The following is a 12463-nucleotide window of genomic DNA, read 5'->3' on the forward strand; positions in this document are numbered from 1 at the left end:
TCGGCTGGAATTGGGAAGGACGCAAACCGTTGGTATTCAGGCGCCGGGACAGACGTCCGCCCCTACGTGCGGTTGCGGACTTTTTCTGGCCGCGTGGCGGCTGGACCAGGGCCTTTCACTACGTCAAACACCGCGTCCGCAGGCTGCCCGATTCTCCTGAACGGATTGCGCGCGGGGTCTGGGCAGGGGTCTTCACGACCTTTACCCCGTTCTACGGAATGCATTTTGTCGTCGCGGCGATCATTGCTCGGGTTATGAACGGTAACATTCTGGCCGCGCTCAGCTCGACCTTCTTTGGTAATCCTCTGACCTACGTGCCGATTGGCGTTGTTTCGCTCCAGACCGGTCACTGGCTGCTCGGCACCGAGTTTGATCAGGAGGTGGACAAATCCCTGGTGGGCAAATTCCTGGCCGCAGGGGATGATCTCAAAGATAACCTTTTTGCACTCTACAGCGATCAACCTGCCGATTGGAGCGGGCTGCATCTTTTCTACAACGAGGTCTTTTATCCATACTTGGTTGGTGGGCTCATCCCCGGTGTTGTTACGGCCACGGCGGGCTATTTGATCAGCCTACCCCTGATCCGGGCCTACCAGCAGCGCCGTCGTTCCAAGATCAAGGCCAAGTTCGAAGAGATCAAGCGCCGCGCTGCCCTTCAAGGCAGTGAAACGCAGGAGGTGCCGCTCAAGAAGGGCCTCAAGACCAGCCTCAAGACTTCGATTGGGGCGCGGGTCAAGCGGCGCGCAGACTGACCCCCTTTTGTTTGCACCTGCGTATGTGAAATCGGGGTTGCCCCTGCGGTCTGCCCGTCTAGTCTCTGTCGCAGAACAGCCCTTTCAGGATCAGGGAATATGACAGAACACAAGGCAGACAACCGGCTGCGGCTGGGGGTGAACATCGATCACGTGGCCACTGTGCGCAATGCCCGTGGTGGCGACAATCCGGATCCGGTGCGCGCTGCACTTTTGGCACAGAACGCCGGGGCTGACGGGATCACAGCACACCTGCGCGAAGACCGTCGCCATATCATCGACAGCGATATCGATGGCATGATGAAAGCCTTGAGTGCGCCGCTCAATTTCGAGATGGCCGCAACCGAGGAAATGCAGTCCATCGCCTTGCGCCACAAGCCCCACGCGGTCTGCCTTGTCCCTGAGCGGCGCGAGGAACGAACGACCGAGGGCGGGCTGGATGTGGCCGGAAACGACAATGCGCTGGCAGAATTCATCGCGCCGCTCAGCGCGGCGGGCAGTCGGGTTTCGATGTTCATCGGCGCTGACAAGGCACAGGTCGAGGCCAGCCACCGCATTGGCGCTCCGGTGATCGAGCTGCATGCAGGTGCCTATGCCGATGCCTGGGCTGAAAAGCGCTGGGACGTGCGCGATGCGGAACTTGCCAAGATCACCGAAATGGCTGCCTATGCCCATGAATTGGGTCTGGAAGTCCATGTGGGCCATGGCCTGACCTATGAAAGCGTCGGCCCTATTGCCGCCCTGCCGCAGGTAAAGGAGCTGAACATCGGCCATTTCCTTATGGGGGAGGCAATGTTCGTCGGCCTGCCCGCCGCGATCTCGGAAATGCGTCGCCTGATGGACGCGGCACGGCAAGGGTAGCGGAATGGGTGTACGAACTTCGCTTCTTGCCGCACTTGGCTGTGTGTCTGTATTAGCCTCTGCTCCGGTCTATGGTCAAAGCCTTGAACCCTGTGACTGGGTGGCATCGGCCGCAAATCTGGTCTCGCCATGGGAAGAGAACAGCCGGACATACGCCAATGGGGCAATCCGGATTGCTTTGCTGGACACGGGCGGAGAGCCGGTTTGCTGCTCCCGCCATCTTCTGATCCTGTCGCCAGATCCCGAGTACGGACAAGCCTGTAACGTTCTATCGTTTGGCCAAGGCATGGGGTATTACGAGATTTTCCTGCCGAAGGTCCGGTCCAGCTATGACCCGGCGCGCGGCCTTTCCTTGGTGGTTCCCGTTGGCCAGTTCGACCCGGATACCGGGCGCGTGGATCTGGGTCGCCTGAGCGCTGTGGTCGTGACAATCAATCAAGCCACGGGGCAGGTCACGGTTGAATAAGGTATGGCCCGATAGGGGGCTCGCTGCCGTTTGGCGCTTCGGTCGCAGGCTGACATGTCCGGAGGTATGAGCTTCGATCCGAAAGGAAAGGGAAGACGATGATTCTGGGCATCGGCACCGATCTTGCGAATATCGAACGGATCCAGCGCACACTGGACCGCTTCGGTGATCGCTTCCGCAACCGGGTTTTTACCGAAATTGAACAGCGCAAATCCGAACGCCGCCGCGATGTGGCGGGTACCTATGCCAAACGCTGGGCGGCGAAAGAAGCCTGTTCCAAGGCGCTTGGCACGGGCCTTCGCATGGGAATCGCCTGGAAGGACATGTCGGTCAGCAACCTGCGAACGGGCCAGCCGGTGATGCATGTGACCGGCTGGGCGGCCGAGCGCCTCGCAAAGATGACACCGCCGGGCTATGAAGCCCACATTCATGTGACGCTGACCGATGATCACCCCTGGGCGCAGGCCATGGTGCTGATCGAAGCACGCCCTATTGCCGATCTGGGCCCCGAATCCGGCGCCGAAGCTTGACTTAGACCTTGTCGGCCCGCATGTAGCCCCCGACCCAACCCAATTACACCGGAGAGCCCGATGACGGCCAAACAGAATGCCGGACATTCGATCATTGAGACGATCAAGACCATTGTCTACGCCCTGCTTATCGCTGGCGTCTTTCGCACGCTCTTCTTTCAGCCCTTCTGGATCCCGTCCGGATCCATGAAAGAAACACTGCTCATCGGTGATTTCCTGTTCGTGAACAAGATGGCCTATGGCTACTCTTACGCCTCTTGTCCCAGCGTGCGTCTTGGCTTTGTAGGCATCGACATCGATGCCAGCGACATCTGCGGGTTTCTGGATGGTGACAACAGCCGCATCTTGGGAAGTGAGCCTGAACGCGGCGATGTGGCGGTCTTTCGCCACCCTGTGACCGGTACTGACTTTATCAAGCGTGTGGTCGGCATGCCCGGAGACCGCGTGCAGGTCAAAAATGGAGTGCTGCACATCAACGGTACGGCCGTCTCCCTTCAGGATGCGGGTGAGTTCGAGGAAGTGATGGAGCGCCAGGGCCCAATGGGCTCTTACCCCCGCTGTGAGAACGCTCCGGTTGGTGAAGGCGCCATCTGCAAGAAATCCCGCCAGATCGAAACCTTGCCTGGCGGCGTTGAGCATGTGATCCTCAATATCGGCAACCAGGGGATGGATCATACCGGCGTCTACCAGGTCCCTGATGGCCACTACTTCTTTATCGGGGATAACCGCGACAACTCCAGCGACAGCCGCCTGCCGCAGTCCGCCGGCGGTGTTGGGTTCGTGCCCTATGAAAACCTGATTGGTCGCGCAGATCGTATCATGTTCTCTTCTGCGGGTCGTTCGATGCTGTTCTTCTGGACCTGGCGCAGCGATCGTTTCTTCAAGGGGATCGAGTGAAGCTTTCCAAGGATATGCGCGCTTTTCAGGAGCGGATCGGCCATAACTTTACCAGGCCCGATCTTTTGGTGCGCGCTCTGACCCATCCGTCGGTTTCTTCAGCGACGCGGCAGGACAATCAGCGGCTCGAATTTCTCGGTGACCGGGTGCTGGGCCTCGTGATGGCCACGGCCCTTCTTGAGCATGACAAGACCGCAAGCGAAGGCCAGCTGGCACCGCGTTTCAACGCTTTGGTGCGTAAAGAGGCCTGCGCCGATGTGGCGCGCGAGATCGACCTGGGCGCGGTGCTGAAACTGGGCCGGTCGGAAATGATGTCTGGCGGTCGGCGCAAGCAAGCCCTGCTTGGAGACGCGATGGAGGCGGTGATTGCCGCCGTTTACAAGGATGCGGGCTTCGAGGCCGCTCAAGCCATGATCCTGCGCCTGTGGGGAGACCGGGTCGGAGCCGTCGAAGAGGATGCCCGCGACCCCAAGACCGCGCTTCAGGAATATGTACAGGCCCGCCGCCAGAACCCGCCTGCCTATGTGCAGATCGCCCGCGAAGGGCCGGATCATCAGCCGATCTTCACCATCGCGGTGCGGCTGGAGGACGGCACCGAGGAACAGGCCTCTGCCGGGTCCAAACGCCAGGCTGAACAGGCCGCCGCCAAGGCCCTTTTGACACGATTGGAGCAAGACACATGACCACACGCGCCGGGTTCATTGCCCTGATCGGAGAGCCGAACGCAGGTAAATCCACCCTGTTGAATCGCATGGTGGGGGCCAAGGTCTCGATCGTGACGCACAAGGTGCAGACCACCCGTGCCCGCATTCGCGGCGTTGCGATGGAAGGCGAGAGCCAGCTTGTTTTTGTCGACACGCCGGGCCTGTTCAAACCGCGTCGTCGCCTCGACCGCGCCATGGTCGCTGCCGCCTGGGGCGGAGCTGCCGATGCGGATGTGGTCGTGCTGCTGGTGGAAGCCCATCGCGGCATCACCGAAGGGGTGGAGCGGATCCTTGAAGGGCTGGAAGAGATCGGACAGGGCCGCAAGGTTGCTTTGGCGATCAACAAGATCGACAAGGTGCAGGCCGAAGAGCTGTTGGGACTGACCAAGAAGCTGAACGACGCATACGCGTTTGCCGAAACCTTCCTGATCTCTGCCGAGCGCGGCCACGGCGTCGAGGATCTTCGCCACTGGCTGGCGAACGAGGTTCCCGAAGGCCCCTGGCTTTACCCAGAAGACCAGATTGCCGATCTGCCCATGCGTATGATCGCGGCAGAGATGACCCGTGAAAAGCTGACCCTGCGCCTGCATCAGGAGCTGCCCTATCAGCTCACCGTCGAGACCGAGAATTGGGAAGAACGCAAGGACGGCTCTGCCAAGATTGATCAGGTGATCTATGTGGTTCGCGATGGTCACAAGGGGATCGTGCTGGGCAAGCGGGGCGAGACCATCAAGGCCGTCAGCCAGGCCGCCCGCGCCGAGCTGGAAGAGTTCCTGGACCGCAAGGTGCATCTGTTCCTGCAGGTCAAGGTACGGCCCAACTGGCTGGAAGAGGCCGAGCGTTACTCGGAAATGGGGCTTGATTTCAAAGACGGAAACGCATGAGCCGCCTCACGGCGCGTTTCTGGGTCGATGCCTATCTGGCACGCCTGAGGTTTCAGGAGATCCCGGCCTTTGTCACCGCCCATGGCGACGACACTGCCGGAGCGGTTCTGGTCAAGCTGAACACGCTGGATGGGCGGGCCGAAGCCTTTCACCGCTCTTATGATCTGATGAGCGGCGATCGCAAATGGGTCTCACTAGCGGCCGGGGCAGAGGGCGATGTGGACGCTGCCATCGCCAAGCAGCGCGGTTTTGACCCCGACCTCTGGGTGATCGAGGTGGAAGACCGGCAGGGCCGTCACCTGCTGGATGAACCCGGGTTGGACTAGGCGATGGACTGGCGCGATCATGGTATATTGCTGAGCCTGCGCCGCCATGGTGAAAGCGCCGCGATCATCGATGTTTTCACCGAAAGCCATGGCCGCCATGCAGGCGTGGTGCGCGGCGGGGCGGGGCGGCGTATGGCGCCGATCCTACAGCCCGGCGCGCAGCTAGATCTGACCTGGCGTGCCCGGCTTGAGGAACACCTTGGCAGCTATCAGGCAGAACCTTTGCGCAGCCGCGCGGCTGCGGCGCTGTCCGGGCGACTGGCTTTGGCGGGCCTCAATGCAGTGACGGCGCTTTTGTCCTTTTGCCTGCCCGAACGCGCCGCCTATCCGGCCCTTTATGCCCGCACAGAACAGCTTTTGGATCTGCTGGAGCAAGAGGACTTGTGGCCGCTCGCTTATCTCCACTGGGAAGTTGCATTGCTTGAGGAGATGGGATTCGGCCTTGATCTGACCGCCTGCGCCGTGACGGGCACGCAAGAGAACCTGACCTATGTGTCCCCCAAAACCGGGCGCGCGGTGTCAGAAGCGGGCGCGGGGGATTGGGCGGATCGCCTGTTGCCGCTGCCACCGGTGTTGCTGGGGCAGGGAGAGGCTGGCAATAGCGAGATCGCCTTGGCCCTGGGCACCACCGGGCATTTCTTTGAGCATCATCTGGCGCCGTCGCTCGGCAACCGCCCCTTGCCAGAGGCCCGCGGGCGGCTTTCTGACTTGATCAGCCGCTTGCCGTGAAGACCAGCTCTCTGCCCGCGTCATTGCGCAGGATCAGAACGTCACCGGCGACCTCGGCCTCACTCATGCTTTGCAAGGCTTCGAGATAGCGCGTTTCGCCCAACAGATCGGGGCAGACCGCGCGGGTGGCGGCAAGACTCCCGGCCTCAAACCATGGATAGGGCGCCGTGATCTCGGCGCGATAGGCGTTGCAGGGGGCCTGGCCTGCGATCTGACCGGGCGCAGGGAATTCGAGGGTTGCTGTTGCCGCGAAGGGCTTGCCGTCTATCTGGCTCAGCACCCATGTCTTGCCCGCAGCGCCATAGGCCGTGAGGGTCTCATCCCCTGCACAGGCCGCCAGTGGAATCATGGTGGCAGCGGCAAGGGCGCCGCGCAGGTGAAGACGGCGATACGACGTCTTGGGCATTTCTGGTCAGCTTTCTTCTTGTTCGATAAGGGCCGCGATTTTTGCACCGATGGCAGCGCTGCCCTTGATCGAGGGGTGAATCCGGTCAATGGCGTGGAAGGTGAGATCGCCATGGGGCACCAGACCGTCGAGTGAGAGGAAAAACACACCTTCGGTTACCTCAGCCAGCCGCGCGATCCGGCGGTCCAGCTCTTGCCCGTCCTTTTTGCAGTGGTCGATGGGCGAACCACGGCCCGGGCTGCGTAGATAGCCAGTATAGATCACTTGGGCGCCGGTGGCGCGCAATTGCGCGATCAGGTCGGGGATCGCGCCATCGCTGGAATCCTGTGCTGCCAGTCGATCAATTTTGCGGGTGCAGACGATACAGCCACAGCCAAGCCAGAGGTCATTGCCGCCGCCATTCACAACGATCCAGTCCCAGTCTCCGGCGCGGAATTGTTTCGGGATGTTGAGCCCCGCAGCGCCGGTCAGAGGCAGCGGGTAGATCATCCGCGCACCAATGACAGAGCGGTCTACAACCGGCTCATTCAGGGTGTCTTCGATTGCATCCGACACGGCCTGCCCGGTGCCGCCATTCCACGCCAGCATGGAATCCCCCATCATCAGAATGCGGGCGTCCGGTTTGCGCGCGGGCACCTCGCCGCAGCCGGTCAGGGGCAGCAGCGCGACCAAGAGGATCAAAACCGGGCGCAAGAATGCAGTCATGACCAAGATGTACCGCCGCATAGGTTGAAGGGAAACGGGAAACTGCACCGCCGCCTCCCCAACGGTGCAGCACGGCAAAAAAGAAGCCCGGCACAAAGGCCGGGCCAGTCGGGGATGTCCCCGGGGAGTGATCGTTGAGAAGGAGGGCGCTCAGGCCAGCAGGCGACGTGCAATCACCTGGGCCTGGATTTCGGCGGCCCCTTCGAAAATGTTGAGGATCCGGGCGTCACACAGCACGCGGGAGATCTTGTACTCCAGCGCAAAGCCGTTGCCGCCGTGGATCTGCAAACCGTTGTCGGCCGCCGCCCAGGCGACGCGAGCGCCCAAGAGTTTCGCCATGCCGGCCTCAAGGTCGCAGCGGTGGCCGTTGTCCTTTTCCCAGGCCGAGAAGTAGGTCAGCTGGCGCGCCACCATGATCTCTACCGCCATCATCGCCAGTTTCGACGACACGCGCGGGAAGTTGATCAGCGATTTGCCGAACTGCTTTCGATCTTGGGCATACTGCATGGCGATATCTAGCGCCGATTGCGCAACGCCAATGGCGCGGGCGGCAGTCTGGATACGGGCAGATTCGAAGGTCTCCATCAGCTGTTTGAAGCCCTTGCCCTCTTCACCGCCCAGAAGGTTATCGCCCTTGACCTTGAAGCCGTCAAAACCCAGCTCGTACTCCTTCATGCCGCGGTAGCCCAGAACCTCGATCTCGCCGCCGGTCATGCCTTCGGTGGGGAAGGGGTTTTCGTCGGTGCCCGGCGTTTTCTCTGCCAGGAACATCGACAAGCCGCGGTGATCGGTGGTCTCCGGGTTGGTACGCGCCAACAAGGTCATCACATGGGTACGGGCCGCATGGGTGATCCAGGTCTTGTTGCCGGTGATCTCATAATCGCCATCGGCGTTCTTGACCGCGCGGGTGCGCAAGGAGCCAAGGTCAGAGCCGGTGTTTGGCTCGGTAAAGACGGCGGTGGGCAGGATTTCGGCGCTGGCGATCTTGGGCAGCCAGTTTGCTTTCTGCTCATCCGTGCCGCCCGCGATGATCAGCTCGGCTGCGATTTCGGAGCGGGTGCCAAGGCTGCCGACACCGATATAGCCGCGCGACAGTTCCTCGGAGACCACGCACATCGACGCCTTCGAGAGGCCAAAGCCGCCGAACTCCTCGGGGATAGTCAGGCCAAAGACGCCCATCTCGGCCAGCTCTTCGATGATCTCCATCGGGATCAGCTCATCCTTGAGGTGCCATTCATGGGCAAAGGGTTCGACCTTTTCCAGCGCATAGCGGCGGAACTGGTCGCGGATCATCTCCAACTCTTCATCGAGGCCCGAAGCGCCGAACATCACAGACCCGGCCTGTTCCTGCATCAGCTCCACCAGACGGCTGCGGGCGGCGTTGGAGTTGCCGTCGCGCACCAGCGTCATGACCTCGGCCGTGTTCAGAGCCTCTTCGGCGCCGGCATCAAGGCCCAGATCCTGCAGGCGGATGATCTCAGTCTGGTTCATCTGGATGCCGCCACGGATCTGCGCCAGGTATTCGCCAAAGGCGATCTGGTGGATCAGCTGCTCCATCTCGTTGAACTTGCCTTCGCCGGCCATGCGGGCCGCCCAGTTCTGCATCTGGCGCAGGCTGTAGACATAGGTAGCCAGCCAGGACAGCCCGTGCGCGGCGGTCTGGTGCTGTTCCACCAGTGCGCCCGATACGCGCCCCTCAGCGGTCACCAGCTCGCGTACTGCGCTTTTGGCAGCGTCCAGAAGCTGGTCAAGCGGGGCAATCGTCGCTGCGGTCAATGTCAGCAACTCGGGGAGTACAGTGGGCTTCATTTGCAAGTCTTGTCCGTCATGGGCCATGAATCACATCCTTCTTCGGTCGCTTGGTCGTAGTCTTTTCGCAGTTGCAGCGCAATAAAAATACGCCGCGATGCGGCATTTCGACCAAATACTTCGTCTTTATTTTGCCCGTGCAGCGGTCTGGAGGTATCGCTATGAAGAGGAATGACAAGCCTTTTTTCTGCATTCACACCTGAGGATCTGGCTGCTGCCTTTGCCGTTGCCCTTGTCGCCGGTACGGTCAAAGGGCTGGTCGGGTTTGCCATGCCGATGATTCTCATCTCAGGTCTCAGCATGTTCATGTCGCCGGAGCTGGCGCTGGCTGGGTTGATTCTTCCGACGTTGGTCACCAATGGGATGCAGGCGCTGCGTCAAGGCGTTGGGGCCGCACTGCAGTCGATGCAGCGCTTCCGGCTGTTTCTGCTTGTGGGGCTCGTATTCCTTTTGACCAGCGCGCAGCTGGTGCGGGTGCTGCCGCAAGAGGCCATGCTGCTGATCATTGGTATCCCCGTGTCGCTATTCGCACTGACGCAGCTCATGGGCAAGCAACTGATCCTGTCCAAACCCACTCGGCTGGCCGAGGTGCTGGTGGGCGGTTTTGCCGGGTTCATCGGAGGGGTGTCCGGTGTTTGGGGACCGCCGACGGTGGCCTACCTGACCGCGCTTGGCACCGAAAAGAGCGAACAGATCCGCGTGCAGGGTGTGATCTATGGCATGGGGGCGGTTGCACTCCTGTTTGGCCATATCGCTTCTGGCGTCATGCGCTCTGAGACTGCGCCTTTTTCTGTGGCCTTGGTTCTGCCAGCGGTGTTGGGGATGTGGATTGGCGGACGCCTTCATGACCGGATCGATCAGACGGCCTTTCGCCGGGTGACCTTGATTGTTCTTCTGGTCGCGGGCTTGAATTTGCTGCGCCGTGCCTTGATGCTGTGATCGTTGCCTGAAGGCTGGGCAATATCGGGGCAAAGTGAGCGCGCAGGGACAGAAACGACATGGGCAAACGCCTGAGTGCAGATCAACTGGCCCTAGGATCCATCGTGATTTCCTTCATTGTTCTGGGGCTCAAGCTGGTTGCCTGGTGGCTGACGGGCTCGATTGCGCTGTTTTCCGATGCGCTGGAATCCCTCGTGAACGTTGGCGGCGCCTTTTTGGCATGGATGGCGGTGCGCTATGCCAACCGTCCGGCGGATGCGGGACATCCCTTTGGGCATCACAAGGCCGAGTATTTCTCGGCGGTGGCCGAGGGAATCATGATCATCATCGCTGCCTTTTTGATCCTTGAGCAGGCAATCTACGGTTTGATGCGCCCCATGGCTCCTGCGGACTGGGGGGTTGCCGGGCTGTGGGTCAATGCGATTGCCATGGTGGTGAACCTAATCTGGGCGCGGCTTTTGATCGGGCGCGGGGGGGCTCTGAAGTCCCCGGCGCTGGTTGCGGGCGGCCGACACCTGATGAGCGATGTCTGGACCTCGGTTGGTGTGCTGGTCGGCCTTGGGCTGGCGCTATGGACCGGGTGGAGCTGGCTTGACCCCGCTTTGGCCCTAATCGTTGCGGTCAATATCCTGCGTGAGGGCTTTGGTGTTGTGACGGCCTCGGTGAACGGTCTGATGGATTCCGCCGCGCCAAGCGAAGAGCGCGAAGAGATCGAGGAAATCATTCACCGCTCGGCGGAGGGCGCGCTGCAGGTGCATGGGTTGAAGACTCGCCGCGCAGGCAAGGCTTTGTTTGTGGAGTTTCACATGGTGGTGGCTGGCATGATGACGGTGCGCGCTGCACATGACATCTGCGACCGGGTTGAGGATGCGATCCGTGCCAAACTGCCCGAAGCGAAGGTCAATATCCACGTGGAGCCAGAGTACAAGCTTGAGGAGACCGGCATTTCCCCGCGCTGAGGCAATTGCAATTTCCTGCCTGTTTCCGTTTAACCCGTTCCAAGACACGCATAAGGGCAGGAGTGCAGCATATGGCGATGGATTGGAACAGGCTGTTGAACCCGGGGCGTCTGTGCAGGCCTGAGTTCGAGGAAAAGCCCGGACGCCCCGCCTATCTGCAGGACTATGACCGTATCCTGTTCTCCGAACCCTTCCGCCGTCTCGCCCAGAAAACGCAGGTGCACCCGCTGCATGACCACGACCATGTGCACCACCGGATGATCCACAGCATGGAAACCTCCAGCGTCGGGCGCTCGCTTGGTATTCAAGTGGGGCAACGGTTGGTGGAGCGCGGCAGCTTGGCCGAGGGGCAGCAGCATGTGATGGCGGGTGTCGTGCAGGCGGCCTGTCTTGTGCATGACATCGGCAACCCGCCGTTCGGCCATTCTGGTGAAGATAGTATCGGAGAATGGTTCAAGGCGCAGTTTGACAAAGGGAGCGGTCTTGCCGCCGGGATACCTGCTGCTTTGCGGGCTGAATTCGAAGCCTTTGAAGGCAATGCCCAGGGTTTTCGTATCGTGTCCCGCCTAGAGATGGGCCAGCGGGAGGGCGGAATGCGCCTGTCCTACGCAACGCTCGGGGCCTTTTCCAAATACCCCTGCACGGCCGAGGCAAAAGCGCTGTCGGACAGCGACTATGTGGGGCTAAAGAAGTTCGGCGTTTTCCAGTCTGAACGGGATCTTTTCGCCGAGGCTGCAACAGCGCTGGGCCTGCCGTCCGAAGGAAGCGGCGCGGCGCAGATCTGGCGGCGCCACCCGCTCGCCTTTCTGGTCGAGGCGGCGGATGACATCTGCTACCGCATTCTGGACATCGAGGATGCTGCCACGGTGGGCGATCTGGACAGCGATCTGGTTGCGGGGATCCTTGAGGATATTACCGGCAAAGCGAACCATCCGGGCGATGCGGCCCAGCCTTTGAAGGACAGGGTCGGCATGCTGCGGGCCATGGCGATTGGCGCGGCCATCGACAGCGCAGTCGAGGCCTTCATGGCCCATTACGATGCCATCATGATGGGAGAGTTCAGCGACGGGCTGATGGAGGTCTCCTCCAAGGCGGAGGCCTTTGCCGGTCTGAAAGACATCTCAAACGCCCGGATCTTTACCGCGCGGCGCAAGACCGAGCTGGAGATTTCGGGTCGTCAGGTGCTGCACGGGTTGCTCGATCACTTCAGCGGACTCTATGAGGATCTGAAGCTCTGTGATTGGGACGTCGAGGCGCTGAAGGCGCGCCATGGCTATTGGGCGAAACTGATCCGCGCGGTGGATCTGGACCTGCGCGGGGTGAGCGACGAATATACCGCGCTGCACTCACTGGCTGATTTTGTATCCGGCATGACGGATCGCTATGCGGTGAAGGTGCGCGACATGGTCGAAGGACGCGTTCCGCAGGGCTGAGCGATGCTGGGTCAGGGACGAGGGCAAATGAAAAACCCCGGCGCTGGACCGGGGTTTTTTGAT

The 12463-nt window shown here is 61.0% G+C and carries 15 protein-coding genes; 12 read left to right on the plus strand and 3 right to left on the minus strand.

All coding sequences use genetic code 11. The annotated features are described in order from the left end of the window. The first annotated feature begins 29 nt into the window (after positions 1 to 29). The 9 genes from INS80_RS09000 (at position 30) to recO (ending at position 6149) form a co-directional block, all read left to right on the plus strand. Positions 30 to 752: a DUF2062 domain-containing protein gene (locus INS80_RS09000; RefSeq protein WP_192965310.1), complete on the plus strand. Its 723-nt coding sequence runs from the start codon at positions 30 to 32 to the stop codon at positions 750 to 752. Positions 753 to 851: 99 nt separating this feature from the next. Then, positions 852 to 1613 (plus strand): pyridoxine 5'-phosphate synthase, encoded by a 762-nt coding sequence (locus INS80_RS09005; protein WP_192965311.1) that lies wholly within the window; start codon positions 852 to 854, stop codon positions 1611 to 1613. Positions 1614 to 1617: 4 nt separating this feature from the next. Next, entirely contained in the window at positions 1618 to 2079 is a 462-nt protein-coding gene (locus tag INS80_RS09010) for a hypothetical protein (protein WP_192965312.1), read from the plus strand. A 98-nt stretch (positions 2080 to 2177) separates the two neighbouring features. After that, on the plus strand, positions 2178 to 2609 hold the full coding sequence (acpS, locus tag INS80_RS09015; protein WP_192965313.1) for a holo-ACP synthase: 432 nt from the start codon (positions 2178 to 2180) through the stop codon (positions 2607 to 2609). Between the two features lie 60 nt (positions 2610 to 2669). Then, positions 2670 to 3506 carry a signal peptidase I gene (gene lepB, locus INS80_RS09020; protein ID WP_192965314.1) on the plus strand — a complete coding sequence of 279 codons (837 nt, stop codon included), beginning with the start codon at positions 2670 to 2672 and terminating at the stop codon, positions 3504 to 3506. Next, positions 3503 to 4189 (plus strand): ribonuclease III, encoded by a 687-nt coding sequence (gene rnc, locus INS80_RS09025; RefSeq protein ID WP_192965315.1) that lies wholly within the window; start codon positions 3503 to 3505, stop codon positions 4187 to 4189. The genes lepB and rnc overlap by 4 nt, the downstream gene beginning before the upstream one ends. After that, positions 4186 to 5094 (plus strand): GTPase Era, encoded by a 909-nt coding sequence (gene era / locus INS80_RS09030; RefSeq protein WP_192965316.1) that lies wholly within the window; start codon positions 4186 to 4188, stop codon positions 5092 to 5094. The genes rnc and era overlap by 4 nt, the downstream gene beginning before the upstream one ends. Continuing rightward, entirely contained in the window at positions 5091 to 5420 is a 330-nt protein-coding gene (locus INS80_RS09035) for a DUF1491 family protein (protein ID WP_192965317.1), read from the plus strand. The genes era and INS80_RS09035 overlap by 4 nt, the downstream gene beginning before the upstream one ends. A gap of 3 nt (positions 5421 to 5423) precedes the next feature. Further along, positions 5424 to 6149: a DNA repair protein RecO gene (gene recO, locus INS80_RS09040; protein ID WP_192965318.1), complete on the plus strand. Its 726-nt coding sequence runs from the start codon at positions 5424 to 5426 to the stop codon at positions 6147 to 6149. Here recO and INS80_RS09045 read toward each other — a convergent pair. From INS80_RS09045 to INS80_RS09055, 3 genes are all read right to left on the minus strand, one after another. Beyond that, positions 6133 to 6555, minus strand: coding sequence for an META domain-containing protein (locus INS80_RS09045; protein WP_192965320.1), 423 nt, complete (start codon positions 6553 to 6555; stop codon positions 6133 to 6135). The genes recO and INS80_RS09045 overlap by 17 nt on opposite strands. A gap of 6 nt (positions 6556 to 6561) precedes the next feature. Further along, positions 6562 to 7260 carry an SGNH/GDSL hydrolase family protein gene (locus INS80_RS09050; protein ID WP_192965321.1) on the minus strand — a complete coding sequence of 233 codons (699 nt, stop codon included), beginning with the start codon at positions 7258 to 7260 and terminating at the stop codon, positions 6562 to 6564. Between the two features lie 150 nt (positions 7261 to 7410). After that, a complete protein-coding gene (locus INS80_RS09055; protein ID WP_192965322.1) occupies positions 7411 to 9096 on the minus strand; it encodes an acyl-CoA dehydrogenase family protein in 1686 nt (561 codons plus the stop codon). 144 nt (positions 9097 to 9240) lie between these two features. Between INS80_RS09055 and INS80_RS09060 the strand changes: the two genes are divergently transcribed. The 3 genes from INS80_RS09060 (at position 9241) to dgt (ending at position 12400) form a co-directional block, all read left to right on the plus strand. Further along, positions 9241 to 10008, plus strand: a complete 768-nt coding sequence (locus tag INS80_RS09060) for a sulfite exporter TauE/SafE family protein (protein ID WP_192965323.1) — start codon at positions 9241 to 9243, stop codon at positions 10006 to 10008. Between the two features lie 59 nt (positions 10009 to 10067). Next, the gene (locus INS80_RS09065) at positions 10068 to 10967 is read left to right on the plus strand and encodes a cation diffusion facilitator family transporter (RefSeq protein ID WP_192965324.1); all 900 of its coding nucleotides are present in this window, start codon (positions 10068 to 10070) and stop codon (positions 10965 to 10967) included. A gap of 77 nt (positions 10968 to 11044) precedes the next feature. After that, a complete protein-coding gene (gene dgt, locus INS80_RS09070; RefSeq protein WP_192967241.1) occupies positions 11045 to 12400 on the plus strand; it encodes a dGTP triphosphohydrolase in 1356 nt (451 codons plus the stop codon). Positions 12401 to 12463 lie beyond the last annotated feature (63 nt).

It is taken from the genome of Phycobacter azelaicus, assembly GCF_014884385.1.
GTDB lineage: Bacteria > Pseudomonadota > Alphaproteobacteria > Rhodobacterales > Rhodobacteraceae > Phycobacter > Phycobacter azelaicus.